The organism is Micromonospora sp. NPDC000442, from assembly GCF_042898635.1.
Taxonomy (GTDB): domain Bacteria; phylum Actinomycetota; class Actinomycetes; order Mycobacteriales; family Micromonosporaceae; genus Micromonospora.
In genome coordinates this window covers 1-20063 of the sequence record NZ_JBIAYZ010000005.1, presented here as the reverse complement: position 1 = coordinate 20063, position 20063 = coordinate 1, and the positions used below count along the sequence as shown (strand labels likewise).

Below are 20063 nucleotides of genomic sequence, written 5' to 3'. Positions count from 1 at the left end.
GGCGCGTCAAGGAGGTCTCGTGGCCGGGCAAGGCGAGGTCACCATCCAGTTCAGCCGGCCGCGCCGCAGCGCGCGACGAAGCGAGGTGCGGCCGTGAGCAAGCAGATCCGCCAGCTCGAACGGGTGGTCATCCGGTTCGCCGGCGACTCCGGCGACGGCATGCAGTTGACCGGGGACCGGTTCACCTCAGAGACCGCGCAACTGGGCAACGACATCTCCACGCTGCCCAACTTCCCCGCCGAGATCCGGGCTCCCGCCGGCACCCTGCCGGGCGTGTCGAGCTTCCAGGTGCACTTCGCCGACTACGACATCCTCACTCCGGGCGACGCGCCGAACGTGCTTGTCGCGATGAACCCGGCGGCCCTCAAGGCGAACCTCGCCGACCTGCCCCGGGGCGCCGACATCATCGTCAACACCGACGAGTTCACCCGACGCAACCTCGCCAAGGTCGGCTACGCGAGCAGCCCGCTCGACGATGACACCCTCGCCGGGTACGCGGTGCACCCGGTCGCGCTGACCTCGATGACGATCGGCGCGCTGGCCGAGCTGGACGTGTCCAAGAAGGACGCCGAACGGGCCAAGAACATGTTCGCCCTCGGCCTGCTCAGCTGGATGTACTCCCGGCCGTACGAGTCGACCCTGCGGTTCCTGGAGCGCAAGTTCGCCAAGCGGCCCGAGCTGGTCGCGGCGAACGTGGCCGCGTTCAAGGCCGGCTGGAACTTCGGCGAGACCACCGAGGACTTCGCCGTCCGCTACGAGGTCAAGCCGGCCAAGATGCCGCCGGGGACCTACCGCAACATCACCGGCAACGCCGCGCTGTCACTCGGCCTCGTCGCCGCGGGTGTCCGCTCCGGCCTGCCGGTCTTCCTCGGCGCGTACCCGATCACGCCGGCCTCGGACATCCTGCACGAGCTGAGCAAGCACAAGCGGTTCGGCGTCACCACCATGCAGGCCGAGGACGAGATCGCCGCGATCGGTGCGGCGCTGGGTGCCTCGTACGGCGGTGCGCTCGGCGTGACCACCACCAGTGGTCCGGGTGTGGCGCTCAAGGGCGAGACCATCTCCCTCGCGGTGGCGTTGGAGCTGCCGCTGGTGATCGTGGATGTGCAGCGGGCCGGGCCGTCGACCGGCATGCCGACCAAGACCGAACAGGCCGACCTGAACATGGCGCTGTTCGGCCGGCACGGCGAGGCACCGGTGGCGGTGATCGCGCCCAAGTCCCCCTCCGACTGCTTCCACGCCGCACTGGAGGCGGCGCGGATCGCGCTTACCTACCGCACCCCGGTCATCCTGCTGTCGGACAACTACGTCGCCAACGGTTCCGAGCCGTGGCTGCTGCCCGAGGTCGACTCCCTGCCGGACCTGCGGGTCGAGTTCGCCACCGCGCCCAACGGCGAGGACGGCGCGACCTTCCTGCCGTATCTACGCGATCCGCAGACCCTGGCCCGGCCGTGGGCCGTGCCGGGCACCCCGGGTCTCGAACACCGCATCGGCGGGCTGGAGAAGGCCGACAAGACCGGCGACATCTCGTACGACCCGGCGAACCACGACTACATGGTGCGGACCCGGGCGGCCCGGATCGAGACGATCCCGGTGCCGGACGTGGAGGTGGAGGACCCGGACGGCGACGCCCGGGTGCTGGTGCTCGGCTGGGGCTCGACGTACGGCCCGATCGGCGCCGCCTGCCGCGCCCTGCGCCAGCGTGGCCTGCCGGTCGCGCAGGCACACCTGCGGCACCTGGCCCCGATGCCGGCCAACCTCGGCGCGGTGCTGCGCTCATACGACCGGGTGGTCATCCCCGAGATGAACCTCGGCCAGCTCGCGCACGTGATCCGGGGCCGCTACCTGGTCGACGCCATCGGCTACAACCAGGTCCGCGGCCTGCCGTTCACCGCCGCCGAGCTGGAGACGATGCTGGAAGAGGTCCTGAAGAATGTCTGAGCCCGTCGCCCTCAAGCTCACCGCCAAGGACTTCAAGTCCGACCAGGAGGTGCGCTGGTGCCCCGGCTGCGGCGACTACGCGATCCTCGCCGCCGTCCAGCAGTTCATGCCGGAGCTGAACATCCCCCGGGAGAACATCGTCTTCGTCTCCGGGATCGGCTGCTCGTCGCGCTTCCCGTACTACATGAACACCTACGGGATGCACTCGATCCACGGGCGGGCTCCGGCGATCGCCACCGGCCTGTCGGTCTCCCGGCCGGACCTGTCGGTGTGGGTGGTGACCGGTGACGGCGACGCCCTCTCCATCGGCGGCAACCACCTGATCCACGCGCTGCGCCGGAACGTCAACCTCAAGATCCTGCTGTTCAACAACCGGATCTACGGGCTGACCAAGGGGCAGTACTCCCCCACCTCCGAGGTCGGCAAGATCACGAAGTCGACACCTGTCGGTTCGGCCGACGCGCCGTTCAACCCGCTGTCGTTGGCGCTCGGCGCCGAGGCGACCTTCGTCGGCCGCACCATCGACTCCGACCGCAAGCACCTGCAATCGGTGCTGCGCGCCGCCGCCGAGCACGAGGGCTCGGCCTTCGTGGAGATCTACCAGAACTGCAACATCTTCAACGACGGGGCGTTCGAGCAGCTCAAGGAGCCGGGCACCCGCGACGACTACCTGATCCGGCTGGAGCACGGCCAGCCGATCACGTTCGGCAAGGACGGGCAGTTCTGCGTCGTACATCCGCCCGGCGGGTTCGGCCTGGAGGTACGCGAGACCGCCTCGACCCCGGCGGAGGAGATCGTCGTGCACGACGCCACGGTCGACGACCCGGCGTACGCGTTCGCGCTGTCCCGGCTGCCCGGCTTCGACCTGCGGAACACCCCGATCGGCGTGTTCCGCTCGGTGCGCCGGCCGTCGTACGACAGCGTGGTGCAGGGGCAGTTGGCCGACGCCCGGGGCACCGTCACCGAGACCCCGGAGCAGCAGTTGGCCGGGCTGTTGGGCAGCGGCGACACCTGGACCATTGTCGGCTGACCGTACCGCGGCTCCGACGACGACCGGGCCGTCTCCCGCGGGGCGGCCCGGTCGAGCTTTCAGGCCCGGGCGTCGCTTACCGTCGCTCAGGGCAGGGTGTTCGCGGTGGGGCGGTCGTCGCGTACGTGCACCAGCATGTCTCCGGTCTCGATGACCGCACCGGCCCGGTCCGCCAGGGTGACCACCTTGCCCCGCCGGACCAGTGCGATGACAAGCGTGTCCAGTTCCCGAGGCGACCTGCCGACCTCGCTGCGTTCCGCGGAGCGCATGGCCAGCGCCATGCCCTGGCCCGGGGTGAGCAGATCCTCCACCACATCGATCAGCGGCGGGGCCGACGTCGACAGGCCCAGCAGCCGGCCGGCGGTCGCCGAGGACACGATCACGTGGTGCGCGCCGCTCTGCTTGAGCAGCGGGGCATTCTCCGCCTCCCGGGCCGCGGCGATGATCCGGACCTGACCGGCGGTGAGCTGGCGTACGGTCAACGCCACAAGCACCGACGCGTCGTCGCTGTCGGTTGCGATGATCACCGCCTTGGCGGTCCGGACGTGGGCCTGGTTGAGCACGGACGATCGGGTCGCCGAACCCTCGATGGCGACCAACCCGTTCGACGTGGCCTGACGTAAGGCCGGACCGGCCCGTTCCACCACCACGATCCGGGACTTGTCCAGCCCGTTCTCCATCAGTGCCGAGATCGCGCTACGCCCCTTGGTGCCGTAGCCGCAGATGATGACGTGGTCCTTCACTTTTCTCTCCCACCGGTGCAGGCGACGGCCGGTCCGGTACTGCTCGGTCAGCACCTCGAGGGTGGTACCGACCAGGATGATCAGGAACAGCACCCGGGCCGGGGTGATGAACACGATGTTGACCAGTCGGGCCTGCTGGGTCATCGGCACGATGTCGCCGTAACCGGTGGTCGACAGCGAGACCACCGCGTAGTAGAAGCAGTCCAGCAGCGTCAGGCCGTCCCCGTTGTTGTCGCGGTACTGCTCCCGTTCGAGGTAGACCACCGCCACCACGGCGAGCACCAACCCGATGGCGGCAGCCAGCCGAAGGCTCAACGCACTGAGCGGGCCTCGCCGCTGCGCGGGGAAATGAATCACCGGGGGACCTGCCCCGCGTCGGTCGCCTGCACGTCCACAACATAGCCGTTGATCCGGGAACCGCACGGCGGGGTGGCGTTCAATGGACTCGGTACGGCGAACGGGGCGGCGGACGGGCATGATGGGACGGTCAGCGCAGGAGCGGCGAGAGTGAGGCCCCCATGTCGTTGCTGAGACGGGTGATCGGTGCGGTGCTGCGCCGCAAGCGTCAGCACCAGGGCCGCACGCTGCGGGAGGTCGCCCAGGCCGCCGGGGTCTCCGTGCCGTACCTGTCCGAGGTAGAGCGAGGGCGCAAGGAGGCGTCCTCCGAGGTTCTCGCGGCGATCTGCCGGGCGCTCGGCCTGCACCTCTCGGATCTGCTGGAGGAGGTTCGCGACGAGCTTCGGCGGGTCGAACGCCGACTGCCCGCCACCGGCCCGGCTGGTCGCGTCCCGGCCACCCGACCCGGCGACCCGGCGACCGCCAGCCGCGGTACGGACGGATCCGCCCAGCCGGTCGCCCGACTCAACGGCGTCGGTTTTGGCTTCGGTGCGGACCTGACCGCAGGGCTGGGCAGCAACGACCGGGTTGCGGGCGGGCCCAGCTCGGTCGGTCGGATCTCCACCGCCGGCCTGACCGGCGCTGGACCGACCGGCGATGGGCTGACCGACGGTGGGCTGACCGGCGGTGGGCTGACCGGCGGAATCAGGGTCGTTGCTTTCGTCGACCCGGTCGGTCCGGTCCACCTCGTCGCCCGGGGGCCGCTGCTCCGTCGCGGGTCGCCCAGCCGTTCGTCCGGCGGCCCGCTGCACCGATCCGGGGCACGTAGGCGAGCCGCCCGGCGGACGGCCACAGTGCGGGCCACCGTCGGCAGTCACCGAGGGTGAGGCCACCAGGCGTTGTTGTCTCCTGAGCCGGTCCGTCGTTCTGCCGTGGGCGGATCTGCCCGGGGCAGAACGGCTGGTTGAGGACCGGTGGCATCCCGCAGGCTCAAGGGGCCGGTCCCCGGGCGCTCGACGTCGCCGCCGGCGGGTGGAGGTTGACCATGATCACGATGCTCGACGACGGCCAGCGGACCTTCGGCGACCAGGTGTTCGAACGGTTGCTGCGAGAGCGGATCGTCTTTCTCGGCAGCGAGGTGAACGACGAGATCGCCAACCGGATCTGCGCCCAGATCCTGCTGCTCGCCGCCGAGGACCCGGAGCGGGACATCACCCTCTACATCAACTCGCCGGGCGGCTCGGTGAGCGCCGGAATGGCGGTCTACGACACGATGCGCTTCGTCCGCAACGACGTGGCGACCCTGGCCATGGGGCTCGCCGGTTCGATGGGCCAGTTCCTCCTCTGCGCCGGCACGGCCGGCAAGCGGTACGCGCTGCCGCACACCCGGATCCTGATGCACCAACCCTCCGGCGGTATGGGCGGCACCGCCTCCGACATCACCATCCAGGCGGAGAACATGCTGCACGTCAAGCGGACGATGCAGGAGTTGATCGCCCAGCACAGCGGCCGGACCCTGGCCGAGATCCAGCGGGACTGGGACCGGGACCGCTGGTTCACCGCCGAGGAAGCCCGTGACTACGGCCTGATCGACCAGGTGGTGAACGCCGCCACCCAGCTGTCCACGAGCTGATGCGCGGGTCACCCGGGAAGGCGGGCACCTAGCCGCGACAGCCCGCCGTCCCGGACTTCGAGGGGGCGGCGGGCGACACCGCGGTCACCGGAGCTACTCGGAGGCCGCGCGCCGAGCCGGACCGGCGACCGAGTAGGCGATCAACCCGCCGAGGGCGAATACCGCGGCCATCAGCATGGCGGCATCGCTCTCGGGTGGCTGTCCCTGCCATGTCGCCGTTGCACCCCAGACACCCTCCTGGGGGTACATGACCGCGACAGTGGTCCAGCCCAACGGCAGGAACCACGATCTGGCGGCACCGACCACGGTCGCGCACAGGGCGGTCAATCCCAGTAGGCCGGCGGTGTCACGGGCCACCAACGCGGCTGGCCCGAACCGGGCCCCGGTGTACAGCGTGGCGAGCAGGACCACGAGGACGACCATCAGGCCGGCGAGCAGGTGCAGCGCACGCCGCCAGGGCCAACGCATCGACGCGGTACGGTCCAGGTTCTCGTCGGGACCGGCGAGGGTGGGCGACAGCACCGCAACCATCAGCACGACGGTCATCACGACCACCATCGCAGTGACGTCCCGCTCCTTGGCGAAGGCCAGGCACAGCCCCCACACCACCGCCGCGCCGCCGACGGCCGCGGCCAGAGCCAGTGGTACGCGCCGTGAACGCAGGTACAGCAGCATCCAGGTCACCGGGCAGTCCCGGACAGGATGCCGGTGACGTCGGCGCAGATTCGGAGGGCATCACGGACCGCCGTGACGCGGGTCAGCGCCTCGTCTTCGGGCAACTCACGCAGGCCTCGCCACAGCGCGACCGCCTCAGCGTTGATCTCCGGGCTTTCCTCGATCATGCCGGGAATCACGCCGACGTCCGACTGTGGCTCGCGCTCCATGAGCCAGTAGGCCGCCGCCCGTTCGACCACGTCGTCGCGGTTCTGGCACTGCCCGTCGTATCCGACACCCAGCCCTCGGACAACCTCGGGAACCACGGCGGCCGGGTGAGCGAGGCCGCCACTCTTGTCGATTCGTACCGGGATCCTGACGATGCCGTCCTCAGGCGAACTGACGTCGTCACTCATGAGCGTGCGGGTGTCCTCGTGCACGGCGGTCGGCGCGTCCGGCAGTTTCGCCAACGCCGTCAGCCCCTCCCGGGCCAGCGGGGTCAGCGCGTCGAGCACGTTGGCGTTGACCCGGCTGACGCACACCGTCGGCGCGTCGTCGGTACACACCAGCTCGCGCGCGACCGGGTCGACCGGCCAGTTGAGCACGCCTTCGTCCCGCGGTACGACCGCGGTCGCCACGACGAGCCCGAGCACCACCGGCACCAGCGCAGCCGTACGGGTGCGCCAGCCATCGGCCACGAACAGCAGCAGGCCCGCGGCGGCGAGCGCGGCCATGGAGATCGCGAGAGCACCGCTGACCCGGTTGTCGATCGTCTGGTAGGCGTGAAACGGAACCGTGCCGTGGACCGGGGAGATCGCCGCAGCCAACCAGTCCGGGAGCCGAATGACGCTGAGGAAGATCAGCAGGACGCCGGCCACCGCCAGCGCCGGGGCGGTCACCAGGGCGGGGAGCATGCGACCGACGCCCAGTCCGAGCCACGCCGCACCGATCAGTGACAACACACCGACACCGGTGACGACGGCGAAGTTCAGCAGGGGCAGGTGCCAGGCGGTGGAAGCGATCCAGCCGATGCCCGCCACGGTCACCAGCAGGTAGGCGACCGCGAGGGTGAGGGCCATCGCACCGAGGACCGGCAGCATCCGCTGTGCGCGTGGTCGGGCGGTGGTGGTGAACAACTCACCCACCTTCGCCCGGTGCTCCCGGCGGCCCTGCCAGGCCCCGGCGGCCAGGGCCAGCGGCCACAGCAGGAGCAGGTACTCCCGAATGGTCATGGCCAGCGCCATCCAGCCACTCGACCAGCGGCCGGTTGCGACATAGAGCGCGCCGGCCCCGACCACCACCGTGATCAGTCCGGCACCGAGCGCGGCGGAACGGCGCAGTTCGATCCCGAGGATGTTCATCGGGCGGCCTCCGCGCGGTGCCGACGGAGGACGGCGGAGTAGCCGCGCTCGGCCGGGCTGTCGCCGGCGTCGCCCTGGTCGCCCTGCGTGGTCAGCCCCTCGGGGGTGCCCTGCCACACCAGACGGCCCTCGTTGAGCACGAGCACGTCGGTGCAGGCCGCCACCACGTCCTCCACCAGATGGGTGGAGACCAGTACGCAACTGTCGGTGCCGAGGTCACGCAGCAGGTCGCGGAAGTCGAGCCGCTGTTCCGGGTCAAGGCCGACGGTCGGCTCGTCGAGCAGCAGGAGCTGCGGATCGTTGACGATGGCCTGCGCGATCCCGGCCCGGCGCAGCATCCCACCGGAAAGGGTCTTGAGTCGGGCGTCAGCCTTGCTGGTCAGCCCGACCCGGTCGATGGACCGTTGCACGGCCGCCGCGACACCAGCCTTCGGCATCTCCTTGAGCCAGGCCATGTACCCGACGAACTCGCGGACCGTGAACCGCGGGTAGAAACCGAAGTGCTGCGGCAGGTAACCGAGGGTACGGCGGACCGATCGCAGATCGGATCGGCCGTCGACCGAGCGGCCGAGCAACGTCAGCCGCCCCCCGGCGGGGTTCAGGACAGTCGCCAGGGCCCGTATCAGCGTGGTCTTCCCGGCACCGTTCGGGCCGAGCAGCCCATGCACCCCGGAGGGCAGGGTCAGGTCAAGACCGTCGACGGCCAGGTGACGCCCCGCCCGGACCCGTAAACCCTCGGCGTGAACCGCCCAGGGATGGGTGGTGACGGCCGTTTCGGCCGCACTCACGGCACGCATCATCATCGTCTCCTTAGGTGGTCGTCCAGCGCGGCAGCGGCGCCGTCTCATTCGCAGGTCGGAGCTGCGCAGGCGAGGCAGGAGCTGCCTGGTCGCGGTGGGCTTTACCTGGTCGCGGTGGGATTCGACTAGTCGTGGTGGGTAAGTCGCCGGAGTCCGTTGACCCGGAAGAGGGCCGTGACGGTCAGCAGCACCGTGGCCAACGCCCAGATGCCGGCACTGTCGGAGGTCAGGACCACCGGAAGCCGAGCTGCGGCCAAACTCGGAGCGATCACGACGAGCGTCCAGATCGCGATCAGTCCGATCGCGGCCCGGCGTACGCCGACAAGCGTCCCCAGCAGCAGCGTGGCGGCGGTGAAGGCCAGGCACGGCAGCAGCATCAGAGCGAGCGACACCCCGGTGCGAGCACCTGCCACGGCGAGAGCGGGAATGACGAAGGCCAGCACCGCCACGGTACGCCGCAGCAGCGTCGTCAGACCGGCGGCGGGAGTGGCGGCGATCAGTTCCCAGGCCGGATCGGCACGTCGATGCCAGGCGACCGCCACGCCGGGCAGCGGGGCCAGCGGCGCGATCAGCAGCACCAGCGAGGGCCGCCCGACCCACAGTTCGCCCAGCAGCGCCGCGGAGGCGAGCACCGTGGCGGTCATCGCCAGCCACGGCAGCAGCGTGCCGACGAACCAGCGGTGACGCAGCACGGACCAGGGCCGGCTACGACCGGCGGGCACGGGCGTCGCGGCGATTTCCAGGTCCAGGTTCATCGCGACCCGTTCGATCAGGGTCCGGGTGTCGACAGTGGTGGCACCGGCCAGCCGGGCACGACAGTCACCGCAGTCCTCAAGGTGCACCTCGATCGCCCAGACGCTGGGCTCGTCGAGGCCGGGGTCCCCGGCGGCGTACCGCTCTATCTGGGACATCGTCGGATGGGTGGTCGTCATGACAGAGCCTCCCGCAGGACGATCCGGGCGCGGCGGACCCGGGACTTGACGGTGTTCTCCGGTACGCCCAACAACACCGACGCCTCCCGCATGGAAAGCCCGTCGAGGACCGTCGCCCGCAGCGCGGCCCGCACCTCGGGCGGAAGGACCAGCAGGGCCTGCTCCAACTCCTGGCCGACCCGGGCGGCCATCACCTCGTCCTCGGCCGCCGGGGCCGTCTCCGGCATGAGCTGCACCTGCGGCACCCGGGCCCGGCGCGCCCGGCGACGGAACGCGTCGACCAGACGGTGGGCGGCGATGGTCCACAACCAGCCCACCGCGCTCCCCTGCGCCCCGCCGCCGCGCGCCGCCGGTACACCGGCGAAACTGCCCGCAGCCCGCCAGACCGTCAGGTACGTGTCCTGCAAGACTTCGGCGACCATGTCCGGATCGGCGCACCGGCGGCGCAGGCGCACCTCCAGCCAGGGCGCCGTACGCCGGTAGAGCTCGTCGAACGCGCGCCGATCTCCGCGGGCCACTCGGCGTACGAGTTCGCCCTCGTCAGCCGCGTCCATGCCTCTTCTCACACCCGGTAAGACGACCGGCCCCGCCAGATCGGGTCCCAACCTCGTGTGATCGCCGTCACTTCTGATTGCCCGATCGCTGAAGGCGGACCAGTGATCGGGGCTCAACGTTGCGACCTGGTGCCCCCGGCAGGATTCGAACCTGCGACACGCGGTTTAGGAAGGCGACTGAGGCAGGCTCGCCACACTGGCCATCACCTGCATTTTCGTGGTACTCACAAGCACTGCCATCCAAGATCATTGCAGGTACTCTGCACAGCGCTGCGGACGCCCGAGGACGGCCGGAGGCCGCCCGCAGGGCGAGCCGCAAGCGCGCAACCCTGCCTTGCAAGGATCAAGACTCCTGTCGGCCGGCCGGTGAGGGCCGGTGGTTTGCTCGTCGTGTCCCCTGTCGTATGCCTGGGACAACGTCTGTCGGTCGGCTTGGTTGCACGGATGGCTGTACCACCAGCCCCGTAGAGCAGCGGATTAGGAGTGCCTGTCCCCTCTCGGCCCGCAGGAGAAGCCCCGACGCTGCTGGACCTAGCTTGCCTGCGTCGCTAATGGTGCTCATCGTGCGGGCCGTTGGGGTCGGACGGGGGTCGAGCCGGCCCCGGTCTGTCGGACGCTGCCTTTACGGTGATACGCGTGAAGCGCCAGCAACGCACCGAGGTCTCCGGCCCCCTTTCGGGTCATGTACGTAAGGGCCGCCGGTACCTCTCACCGCTCGCCGCGACCGGCGTACTGCATCTCGGCGACTGGGTGCGGGACGATCTCCCGGATCTGCTGTGGCCAGTCCTGACGTTGGCTGAGCTCGGATCATCTGCGGCACTCAGTTTCGTTCGATGGCAAGGGGCGGTACAGCGTGACCTTGCGGGACGGGCGGAGCCCAGGGTTCTAGCTGATGGACTCGACGGGAGGCTCACCAGCCTTGATCGGCTGACCGAGCACATCCCTGACGCACAAGGCCCCGTTAGGGACCGGGCACTAGAGTTCGGCCTCCTGCCTCAGCCCGTCGCTAGGGCACTCGCGTCGTACCCTGAGCGACCAGCACCTTGGCTGGTGGACCTCGAACTCTCGCCGCCCGACCAGGCGGAGGTCGATTTGCTTTCACGAGCGATCGTAGAGGCGCTTCGGGACGGCCACCGGGAGTCAATCATCAAGTGTCTCTCGATCTGGAGCGCGGTCCAGGCACGCACGTTCACGAGTAGCTCATCCACGATAGACCTGCTTAAGCCCTACCCAAACGATCTCGCCACCCGATCGAAGGCCGACTCCGCAATTCGTGCAATGTGGGGCGCACAAAAGGGCGCAGTACTCACGAAGGAGCCAACGCGATTCGACGCGGCAATCAAGTGGGCAAAGATATTCTGGGGATTTAACTCAATGACGACGCGTTGTATTCGAGGCCGCGACGGCCTGGACGAGGGGTCCGGGGCGGAAGAGGGCCAAAGTAAGGCAGATCCTGGGAAGACCCCCGAGGATGGCACCCATCTGCGGCAGCTTGCAATGGATCTACTGTCGAGCTACGTCGAAGCTCTAGAGACTTCCCCCTCCCGGCTTTACGACCAGGAGCGCCAAGAGGTTCACTCCGGGTTGGTCGCCCGTGCTGGCCGGGAGGTCATTACAGCACTTGGCGTTCCCGACCTCTGGAGCATGGAGCATGGAGCACATGTAGGCCGGATCCTCGTCGAGGTGCGGATCTACCTACAGTGGATGGGACTCCAAGGTCCCTCAATCTATCGCTCGTACCAGGAGTACGGCTCCGGCAAGGCAAAGTTGTACACCCGCATCGCTAGTGAGTTCCCTGAGCACCTGCTGAGCCGCCCGGACGTAAAGAAGGCCGTCGACGAACTTGATCGCCTCAGCCACAGCGATGACGTGATCGATCACCGGATCGTTGATACGGGTGACTCTTTCTCAGGAAAGTCGTTGCGGGCCATGGCCCAGGAAAGCGGCCTCATTGATCTATACCGCCATGCCTACTACATCGCTAGCGGCGTGACCCACTCGGAGTGGTGGTCGGTGGAGACTCATTGCATGGAGCGGTGCCTCAATATTCTTCATCGCGGGCATTTGATACCCAGCCTATCCCTCTCTGCGGGCGGGAACGTGGACCTTGCCGAGTCATGGGTCAACTCCCTGCACGCATTAATTCGCATGAGTCTCGACATCCTTGAGACCGACAAGGAGTCGGTCGCTAGCGCCTTTTCATGGCTCACAACAGGCGAAGGCGCAGCCAGCGTCCCCGGCCCCGCCGATGACAGTCCACACAGCGCCCAGCCCACTGCATCCGACTCTGAGTCGACCGAGGAGAAATAGCGTCGAGGACGACCGGTGACGGTGGCTTCCCATCCGGTGCCAGGCAATCCACACCCTCCTGCCTCGCGGAGCATCGACCCGTTGTCGGCGTCACGCGGCCCCTGTCTTGCAAAGATCAAGACTTCTGTCGGCTGATGTCGGCGACTGCCGCTGGCCTGCTCGCCGTGTCGCCCGTCGTCGTTCTCGGACCACATTTGTCGATCCACTTGGCTGTACGGATGGCTGTACAGCCACCTTCTCATCTTGCGCTTGAAGTATGCCCGGCCCACACGCTCGGCTGCCCCGCCATCGACAGGTCTGCTTCGGCTGCTGTCGCACCGACGTCGTAGCCTCAGCCGGTGACCCTCGCCGATGTAACCCGTGGCGGTGTACTCGCCGCGATACAAGAGTTCGACCGGCTTGGCCGCGACGCCTTCCTCAAGTCGACCGGCTTTGGCAAGTCGCGTGCCTACTACCTCGACCACCAGGGAAGCCTCTACGACTCAAAGCCGATCATCGGCTACGCGCACGGTGCCAGCACGGGAACAGCTCTGGGCCCCACAGACTTCAGCGGTGGCGACAAGACAGTTGCCCAACGACTGGAAGTACTCGGCTTCGTGGTTGCCTTCCTGCCAAATCCAGACTGGACTCGGGACGAGATCATTCTTGCTTGCGACCTCGTACTGGCCAATGGCTGGCGACAGCTCGACGCCAACGACGAACGGGTACAGGCTCTGTCGCACCTGCTGCAAAGCCCTGCTATACACCGCGGTCGCCGGAATCCGGACTTCCGCAACCCTGCCGGCGTCGCTCTGAAGACCTACAACGTCGTTGCCGACGGCAGCAACGGCAACCAACTCGACAAGCTAGTACGCCAGGAGTTCCAAGCTCGGCCGGCTGAGATGCGGGCGTTGGCTGGCCGGATCCGTGAGCTGCTTCGCGAGGAAGCCGAAGCAGAGCCGTTGAGCAACGATCCCGACCTCGACGAGATGGCAGTGCGCGAGGGTGGAGTCACACTACGGGCCCACCTCCGACGAGAGCGCAACCCCAAACTCCGCCGCCAGAAGCTAGCCGATGCAAAACGCCGCGGCATCGCCATCGCCTGCGAGGTATGCGGCTTCGACTTCCAACAGGTCTACGGCGACAGGGGACGCGACTACATCGAGTGTCACCACCGGACACCACTACACGTCTCCGGCGAAACCAACACACGGCTCCGCGACCTGGCCCTGATCTGCTCGAACTGCCACCGGATGGCGCACCGCGGCAGTCCCTGGCTGACCATCGAGGAGCTAAAGGAGCTTGTAGCTATGTCGTCAGCCATGTCGGTTGCGCCTGTGTAGAAGACTTGTCTAGTGCTCGCCCAAATACTTCCCGGGGTCCGCCACGTACGTACGCCCCTCGTAGCAGGATCACTATGGCTCTTCGTGATCTGGCTCCTTCTCGGAAGCCGCGTACCTCCTCAAAACCAGGCGACAGGGCTATGGGTTGACTTATACCGTCTCGCGGGCATCCTGGGACAGCCGGTGCTCATTGCAACACTAGCAGTGGTGGCTTACGTCGTCGGTGTACGCATCTCGTCGTTGATAGAGAGTCTCCAAGATGCGGTCAAACCGTTGATAGACAAGCTGCCTTCCCGTTTTCACCTAGCTAGAACGAACGGCCATATACCGCCTCAGGTAGACAACGTTCTAAACGAAATAGTCAGCAGGCATCCCTCCGGAGAGGATGGCGATCTGTGCCACCTCAGATCCACCTACCGGTCATGCATCGAACGAGCTGTGGCCGAAGCAAAATTCAGATGGCCAGCCGAAGCCCCCGATCTTTTTCAGGAGTACGATCGTCGCGAGGCTGAGAGAGACTTTGCCTACGGCATATCGGCACCCCTGGCCACCATTGCATTCGTGCTCGCAATGACGGATGCAGGCTGGATATGGGTCGCCGTGGCGCTCGCCATTATCGCGCTTCTTTCCAAGCATGCCGGCTTTCGCCATCAACGAGAATTGGAGCGTTTCGTTCTGGAGGCGATCATGGTGGGGAGAGTCGGATCCGACCTAACCGAACTACTGCTGGACTGGTCCGAGAAGACTGATCGCCAGCTGGTTAAGCGTTCCAGCAACCGACATCAGTGTGATCCTGCAAGTGCTCCACACCTGCCTCACATCCCTAACCTGCCCTCGACGTAGGCCGTCAGCAGCCCCACCCCGACCTGATTACCTAGACCGTATAGGAACGCCTTCAAGCGCTGGCGAGCAGAGATTCTATCTTGCCGACTAGCATCCTCGTCTTCAAGCTCGTGTACGGCAGAAGTCAAGTCCGCCTGCCGCCTACCACCATACTGGTCGATCAACTCAAGAAGCTCGCGTGCTTCAGGGTTCATTTTCATCGTTCCCTGCATATGCTGGGCAACGATTCCGTTAACCGTGTCGATCACCTGGTTATTGATGGTGATGTTCGTGGGGGTCCGCACATCAAATCGCCAGGATGCGGATCCTGCGGTCAAAGCAGACGCGAAGTTTTCGATCGGCGGAACTATCTCCTCCGAGATCCGAGCTATCTCCTTATCCGACACTCCAACTTCGGCAAGCTCGTCCTCAAGGCGGTGTCTGAGAGACAGAATCTTCGCCTCCCGCGCGTGTCGCAGGTCAATCTTCAGGCGTCGAGCCTCTTTTGAATACCGGCTCACGATATCGCCAACATCGGCCGCGCTGAGACGTTGAAGATCGAGACTTCTAGCCGCCTCTTCTGGACGATCGAGGCAATCGTTCAGGAAGTCGGAGAATTCGCCGAACTGATCCGTTAGTCCTAGAGGAGAGTCATCCTCGCCATAAAACTCGTACACCTGACCCTGCGGGGTAGAATAGCCGTCCTGCCGTACCCTACTCCCTTTGACCTGGCCCAGCCAGTCACGAAAGAGCGAGAGGAGCTTGTCAGCCTCAGCCGACCATAGGCGCCCCTTTGGAATGTAAACGCGAAACAGCAGTTGCTTGTCTGCCTGTTCAATAAAGCGCCATGCTAGCAGCGACAATTCGGCATTCGTCTTGTACGGCATAACGTTGACGTCACACTCGCGCAGTGCGTCGGTGACGAACTTGAGCGCGGCCGGTTTAGGCGGCGAAAAGAATTCAGCTGCATCCCAGTGTATATAAGGGTCGAAGCCGCCGATCTTCTCAGTCGGAACTTCAGTTAATTCGACACTTTCCCACGTCGCCTGCGGAGCAGCAGACGGTGGGGCGATAATGCTTTCGTGTATGAAGACCACGCTGCGAGTTCTGCCGAGCGCCTGAAAGAGCCTCTCGGCAAGGGTCCGATAGGGATCGGCGATCATGAAGTTGATGTTATTGCTTGTTAGCTGAGCAAGCACACCAAGAAGCTTCGAGCTTTCAAGGTGGGCGAGGATCTTACGCCAGTTCTCGGGGCTCGATTCAAGTCGTTTCCAAACGTACAACAGGTTAGAAGCCTTAAGCCTGCTCGTGCTCGATTCAGCCGCTTTGCTGCCGAGAAACAAAAAGAACTGGGCATCAGGGATAGTCAAGACCACCCGCTCCATCCGCTACTCAGGTTGGTGAAACGCTATGTGCCTGATTATCCATGGACGCGCGACGCCCTGTCGGCCTGCTGCCATCCCGTCTGCCGCCGACCCACACCTCGGTGGAGCGGGCCAGGGCCAGGGCGACAAGGTGGAGCGCCCTACCGGACGAACGACCTTGTCGCCCTGGCCCTGGTCTGCTCGGCTTGCCTGGGTCGGCGGTCGACGGGATGGCATCCCTCAACCACTACCACCCATGACCAAAACCGTTCGGCAACTCCATCCTGGAGTCGTCTGGCCCCCGCCGGAGGCACAAGCTCTGACCCCAACCCCTGTCCCCACCCTCCGCACCCCTCCTCACCTTTACCTCTCTCCCACCTCGGACCCGTGAGCGGTCGGCGTGATTCCGTTCGGCAACTCGCCCGGCCCGGCCGTCGACCCGGTCCGCGGTTCCCCGTCGTCAGGCCGAATGGGTGACGTGAGGTAGGACGTTGTCGTCCTGGTCCCGGTCGACCTCCGGGACTCGTCACCGGTTCCCTTTACGGAACCAGTGGGTGACGCGCGGGGCGGGCGTGGGTTTCGGGCCGGCTGACTTTCCGCCCCGCCGCCGAAGGCGGGCGGGGCGGCGGCTCCGTCAGGAGCCGGTTACCGCGCCCGGCCCGCGCCGCGCGGAGCGCGCTTGATCCAAAAGAGAATGTTTCGGCAGTGCCATCGCTTACATCGCTGCGCGTCGCCGCTGGGCCTTGCCGGACATCTCGCTTATAAGCTTGGGCGCTCTGTCTGGCGTGGTCCCGCCTCGTCCGCGACCTCGGAAACGTCCGCGGTCGGTCGTCAACAGTCGCCCCGGTCCGGGGTCAGTTGCTGTCAGCGCTGCTGTCGATAGAGCGTCCGATCTCCTCTGACCGTCACCCGCCCATGTCTCGACTGACCTCCGCCTTCGCCGCATCGATCTCCTCGTGTGTCGCTACCGCCGCTTCGATTTCCTCCAGACGGGGCAGCAGCTCCATCAACACCTGCTTCTGGGCCGGATGACTTGGACCGTGTTCTTCTCAACTTCCTGAAGCCAGTCGAGAAGAACGAGCGCATCGGCCCGTCAGAGATCCAGCACGACGTTCTGCCTCGCCGGCACGACGCCGAACCTCGGAAGACCCACGTTCACCCAGCCGTATCCGGCGCACGGGACACTCTTGGCCCGTCGCCAACAGGACAGGAGCGCCGACAGTCGGTGACACGCTGCATCCCCTGGCGCTGCCGGTCGTGTTGGGTGACTCTGGTCGGATATGCCGGCTTCCCGAAGGCCCCGGACCGCTCGGACACAGTTCAAGAGCAGCTGCCCGACCAAGGCTAGAGACTGCTGATCTCAACTATGCTCCAGCCGTGCCTTCTCCCCGTTCTCCGAAGACGCAGTCAGCGACCGCCGTCCCCGAGACGGCGTTGTTGCGCGTCAGCAAGGCAACCAAGAGGGCAATGGATGCCTTCACGGAGGGCGTATACCTGGCCAGCGCCTCTGCTGGCGGTCTAGAGGATCTCCGGCACCGGGCTTGCGCCGATAGGCTCCGCTTTGCGGAAGAGTTCTTGGCATCAGGCCGTAAACTGCTCCGCGCTCGTCCCGCCCAGTATCGGGACGCTATCAGTCGGAACTACTATGGCATGTATCATGCAACACGAGCTCTGGTCTTTTTTCAGCACGGCGGTGACGACCATGAGTCCCACCAGGCACTGCCGGGCCAAATTCCTAGAGACTTCCCTGACGCGGCCCGATGGACGAACGCTCTGAAAGACGCGCGGGCCTATCGCAACGCCGCCGACTATGACCCATATCCCACCGAAGTGCAATATTGGCGTGACGTAGCACGGGGGCTGGCCTCCGAAGCACCTGATCTTCTTATGATAGTGCGACAGTATCTGGCAGCGAAGGGTTGTGTCCACCTATGAGTGCCGTACCTGCATCTGAGATTCCGGCCTTCATTAGGCAGGAATTCAACTCACGCGGCAACATTCGAGTGCTTGACCTTTCCGTCAGGGCCTATCCCGATGAAACCAATTACATTGTCTTGGTCGATGAGGCCGATCTGCCGGCTGCCGCCCAGATAGGCAACGACCTCGATGATGAGATATCGTCCCCGACCAGTCGTGCCTTCGTGATCGTGCGGAAAGCGCACCGGCAGCTCGTTGAGGACACGTCGTTGCCTCTCGTGCTCGGAGTCAAGGATGACCGAGCAGTCGAATTGATGCGTCTGATTAGTGCTCGGTCCCGGGTCTCCGAGGCCCAACCCAGCCTCTCGTATGTCCGTGACGTGCACCTTAATCTGCCGGCTGTCACGGCCCCTCGGCACCACCTTATTTTTGGTCGTAGGGGGGCAGGCAAGTCGGCCTTGTTGGTGGAAGCGCGCAGTACTCTAAAGTCGGACAGCGCAATCTCTTGTTGGATCAATATGCAGAGTCTTCGCAACCAAGAGATTGAGCGAGTGTTCGCCTATGTAGTTGACGAGATGGTTTCCGCCGTCCTCAGCAAGCAGCAACAAATCCGACCCGCGTCTGCGGTTGCAGTGCAAGGCGCGGAGTTGTACGAGCAAATTGGAAGCCTCCTTGCAAAGCCCGGCGCTATTCAACGAGAGGAGGCAGATCGACTAGTTCCTCGCGTTCAGCGCTTACTGAAGCGATTCTTGGAAGCTAGTGGCCTAAGGCTCTTCGTTTTCATTGATGACTTCTATTACCTGCCTCGCACTGTCCAGCCGACTCTACTTGACATGCTGCATGGGTGCGTCCGTGATTGTGATGCTTGGCTGAAGATCGCTTCTATCCGGCATCTGACTAGGTGGTTCCAGTCGTCGCCCCCCTTGGGTTTGCAGACGGGGCACGATGCGGATCTTCTAGACTTGGACGTGACTTTGCAGGACCCCGCGCGGGCGAAGTCATTCCTGGAGAACATACTTTTCCAGTATGCTCGGCGCGTTGGAGTGCCCACGCTAACGCGCCTTTTTCACGGAGCTGCTCTAGATCGTCTTGTGCTTGCCTCGGGAGCCGTCCCGCGTGACTATCTCATCCTAGCCGGCAGTTCCATCAGCAAAGCGCAGCGCCGACCAAACGCCAAGCTTGTAGGCGTCCAGGATGTGAATCAGGCTGCTGGCGATGCCGCACAGGTTAAGGTGCAGGAGCTAGAAGAGGACATGGCTGCCAATGTTGCTTCTGCAACCCGTACAGTAGAAGCCCTGAAGCGAGTGCGAAAGTTCTGCCTGGAAGACTCCAGTTACACGTACTTTCTTGTCGGCTATTCGGAGAAGGAAGATTGGCCGCACCGTTACAATGTCCTTACCGACCTCCTGGATCAACGCCTAATTCATCTGGTCGACGGAGGAGTCTCTGATCCTCACGCAGCCGGACACAGGTCAGAGGCTTTCATGCTTGACCTAAGCCAGTTCTCTGGATCAAGGCTCAAGCAAGGAATTAGAGTGCTCGATTTTGTAGCCGGTCGAATCGTGTCACGCAAGACGCGTGGGGCGAATGTGCCGGGATCTGATCGGACGGGAGACACGCCGCTGAGAGTTATTGCCATTCTCCGTGGAGCGCCAACCTTTCCTCTTGATCGCCTGGCAGATTTAGCAGACGAAGCGGAGCGCACAGACCACGCGAAACGCTAGTGCCATCCCGCGTGCCGTCGACCGCCCTCCTGGGAGAACCTTTACGCACGGACGGACGCTGGCAGGTCGGGCGGTGGTCTGCTCGGCTTGCCCAGGTCGACGGTAGGCAGGATGGTCTACCGCAACCACTCACGGACCGCGGCCCACCGACGCAGTCTCGGTCATCCTGGAGCCGGAGCGCCCCGCCGGGGGAGCGCCCTAACCGCGACCCTGCGACCGCCGCCATCTCACCGACGCGGCCGGCGTCCGCTCCCTACGCCGCGCGGGCTCTTGGCCGCGCGGCTCGACCAGGGATGCCGGCCCACTATCCACCGGTCAAGGATCTGTCGTTCTGCGGCGGCCCACCGGGCTTTCCGCCTACGCGCCAGCCGCCGGGCATCAGGCGTGACGGCCGCAAGCCGACAGCGGCAGCGGCAGCGGCAGCGGCAGCGGCAGCGGCAGCGGCAGCGGCAGCGGCCGGCACGCGCCCAGGCTGCGGCGCGTGCGGCCCGTTGCGGGCCGCCTTGAAGCCGCACATAGACCCTCTAGTACGGCAGCCGCCGTTCGGGATCATGGCTGGAGTTCGAGGTTGAGGCGTCGGGTGTAGTGGGCTTGGCGGGCTCGGGCTTGATGGCGGCGGC

At 65.7% G+C, this 20063-nt stretch carries 16 protein-coding genes; 9 read left to right on the top strand and 7 right to left on the bottom strand.

Going from position 1 to position 20063, the window contains the following annotated elements; all coding sequences use genetic code 11:
- The first annotated feature begins 93 nt into the window (after positions 1-93).
- Positions 94-1941: a 2-oxoacid:acceptor oxidoreductase subunit alpha gene (locus ACFY2A_RS09195; RefSeq protein ID WP_387170159.1), complete on the top strand. Its 1848-nt coding sequence runs from the start codon at positions 94-96 to the stop codon at positions 1939-1941.
- Entirely contained in the window at positions 1934-2971 is a 1038-nt protein-coding gene (locus ACFY2A_RS09190) for a 2-oxoacid:ferredoxin oxidoreductase subunit beta (protein ID WP_387170157.1), read from the top strand. The genes ACFY2A_RS09195 and ACFY2A_RS09190 overlap by 8 nt, the downstream gene beginning before the upstream one ends.
- Positions 2972-3057: 86 nt before the next feature.
- On the opposite strand, the gene ACFY2A_RS09185 is transcribed toward ACFY2A_RS09190, so the two are convergent.
- Positions 3058-4071, bottom strand: a complete 1014-nt coding sequence (locus ACFY2A_RS09185) for a potassium channel family protein (protein ID WP_363923945.1) — start codon at positions 4069-4071, stop codon at positions 3058-3060.
- A gap of 161 nt (positions 4072-4232) precedes the next feature.
- On the opposite strand from ACFY2A_RS09185, the gene ACFY2A_RS09180 reads away from it, so the two are divergent.
- Complete coding sequence (locus tag ACFY2A_RS09180) at positions 4233-4937, top strand: helix-turn-helix domain-containing protein (protein WP_387170155.1); 705 nt, start codon at positions 4233-4235, stop codon at positions 4935-4937.
- 158 nt (positions 4938-5095) lie between these two features.
- Positions 5096-5683 (top strand): ATP-dependent Clp protease proteolytic subunit, encoded by a 588-nt coding sequence (locus tag ACFY2A_RS09175; RefSeq protein WP_363923948.1) that lies wholly within the window; start codon positions 5096-5098, stop codon positions 5681-5683.
- Between the two features lie 93 nt (positions 5684-5776).
- Here ACFY2A_RS09175 and ACFY2A_RS09170 read toward each other — a convergent pair whose 3' ends face one another.
- From ACFY2A_RS09170 to ACFY2A_RS09150, 5 genes are all read right to left on the bottom strand, one after another.
- Positions 5777-6358: a hypothetical protein gene (locus ACFY2A_RS09170; RefSeq protein ID WP_363923991.1), complete on the bottom strand. Its 582-nt coding sequence runs from the start codon at positions 6356-6358 to the stop codon at positions 5777-5779.
- Positions 6359-6363: 5 nt separating this feature from the next.
- Entirely contained in the window at positions 6364-7698 is a 1335-nt protein-coding gene (locus ACFY2A_RS09165) for a hypothetical protein (protein WP_387170153.1), read from the bottom strand.
- Positions 7695-8498: an ABC transporter ATP-binding protein gene (locus ACFY2A_RS09160; protein ID WP_387170151.1), complete on the bottom strand. Its 804-nt coding sequence runs from the start codon at positions 8496-8498 to the stop codon at positions 7695-7697. The genes ACFY2A_RS09165 and ACFY2A_RS09160 overlap by 4 nt, the downstream gene beginning before the upstream one ends.
- 125 nt (positions 8499-8623) lie before the next feature.
- Positions 8624-9430, bottom strand: a complete 807-nt coding sequence (locus tag ACFY2A_RS09155) for a hypothetical protein (protein WP_387170149.1) — start codon at positions 9428-9430, stop codon at positions 8624-8626.
- A complete protein-coding gene (locus tag ACFY2A_RS09150; RefSeq protein WP_387170147.1) occupies positions 9427-9984 on the bottom strand; it encodes an RNA polymerase sigma factor in 558 nt (185 codons plus the stop codon). The genes ACFY2A_RS09155 and ACFY2A_RS09150 overlap by 4 nt, the downstream gene beginning before the upstream one ends.
- Before the next feature lie 636 nt (positions 9985-10620).
- Here ACFY2A_RS09150 and ACFY2A_RS09145 point away from each other — a divergent pair.
- The 3 genes from ACFY2A_RS09145 to ACFY2A_RS09135 all read left to right on the top strand — a co-directional run bounded on the left by ACFY2A_RS09145 (position 10621) and on the right by ACFY2A_RS09135 (position 14459).
- Positions 10621-12294, top strand: coding sequence for a DUF5677 domain-containing protein (locus tag ACFY2A_RS09145; RefSeq protein ID WP_387170145.1), 1674 nt, complete (start codon positions 10621-10623; stop codon positions 12292-12294).
- Positions 12295-12632: 338 nt separating this feature from the next.
- The gene (locus ACFY2A_RS09140) at positions 12633-13616 is read left to right on the top strand and encodes an HNH endonuclease (protein ID WP_387170143.1); all 984 of its coding nucleotides are present in this window, start codon (positions 12633-12635) and stop codon (positions 13614-13616) included.
- A gap of 207 nt (positions 13617-13823) precedes the next feature.
- Positions 13824-14459, top strand: coding sequence for a hypothetical protein (locus ACFY2A_RS09135; protein ID WP_387170141.1), 636 nt, complete (start codon positions 13824-13826; stop codon positions 14457-14459).
- Here ACFY2A_RS09135 and ACFY2A_RS09130 read toward each other — a convergent pair.
- Positions 14432-15823, bottom strand: coding sequence for a hypothetical protein (locus tag ACFY2A_RS09130; protein ID WP_387170139.1), 1392 nt, complete (start codon positions 15821-15823; stop codon positions 14432-14434). The genes ACFY2A_RS09135 and ACFY2A_RS09130 overlap by 28 nt on opposite strands.
- Before the next feature lie 1446 nt (positions 15824-17269).
- On the opposite strand from ACFY2A_RS09130, the gene ACFY2A_RS09125 reads away from it, so the two are divergent.
- Both ACFY2A_RS09125 and ACFY2A_RS09120 read left to right on the top strand, forming a co-directional pair.
- A complete protein-coding gene (locus ACFY2A_RS09125) occupies positions 17270-17737 on the top strand; it encodes a HEPN domain-containing protein (RefSeq protein WP_387170707.1) in 468 nt (155 codons plus the stop codon).
- Positions 17734-19443 (top strand): hypothetical protein, encoded by a 1710-nt coding sequence (locus ACFY2A_RS09120; RefSeq protein ID WP_387170137.1) that lies wholly within the window; start codon positions 17734-17736, stop codon positions 19441-19443. The genes ACFY2A_RS09125 and ACFY2A_RS09120 overlap by 4 nt, the downstream gene beginning before the upstream one ends.
- Positions 19444-20063: the final 620 nt, after the last annotated feature.

Excerpts from the sequence above, each read along its gene's own strand:
- ACFY2A_RS09190 (WP_387170157.1), top strand. The coding sequence starts at position 1,934 with ATGTCTGAGCCCGTCGCCCTCAAGCTCACCGCCAAGGACTTCAAGTCC.
- ACFY2A_RS09180 (WP_387170155.1), top strand. The coding sequence starts at position 4,233 with ATGTCGTTGCTGAGACGGGTGATCGGTGCGGTGCTGCGCCGCAAGCGT.
- ACFY2A_RS09175 (WP_363923948.1), top strand. The coding sequence starts at position 5,096 with ATGATCACGATGCTCGACGACGGCCAGCGGACCTTCGGCGACCAGGTG.
- ACFY2A_RS09170 (WP_363923991.1), bottom strand. The coding sequence starts at position 6,358 with ATGCTGCTGTACCTGCGTTCACGGCGCGTACCACTGGCTCTGGCCGCG.
- ACFY2A_RS09165 (WP_387170153.1), bottom strand. The coding sequence starts at position 7,698 with ATGAACATCCTCGGGATCGAACTGCGCCGTTCCGCCGCGCTCGGTGCC.
- ACFY2A_RS09160 (WP_387170151.1), bottom strand. The coding sequence starts at position 8,498 with ATGATGCGTGCCGTGAGTGCGGCCGAAACGGCCGTCACCACCCATCCC.
- ACFY2A_RS09155 (WP_387170149.1), bottom strand. The coding sequence starts at position 9,430 with ATGACGACCACCCATCCGACGATGTCCCAGATAGAGCGGTACGCCGCC.
- ACFY2A_RS09150 (WP_387170147.1), bottom strand. The coding sequence starts at position 9,984 with ATGGACGCGGCTGACGAGGGCGAACTCGTACGCCGAGTGGCCCGCGGA.
- ACFY2A_RS09130 (WP_387170139.1), bottom strand. The coding sequence starts at position 15,823 with ATGGAGCGGGTGGTCTTGACTATCCCTGATGCCCAGTTCTTTTTGTTT.
- ACFY2A_RS09125 (WP_387170707.1), top strand. The coding sequence starts at position 17,270 with ATGGATGCCTTCACGGAGGGCGTATACCTGGCCAGCGCCTCTGCTGGC.
- ACFY2A_RS09120 (WP_387170137.1), top strand. The coding sequence starts at position 17,734 with ATGAGTGCCGTACCTGCATCTGAGATTCCGGCCTTCATTAGGCAGGAA.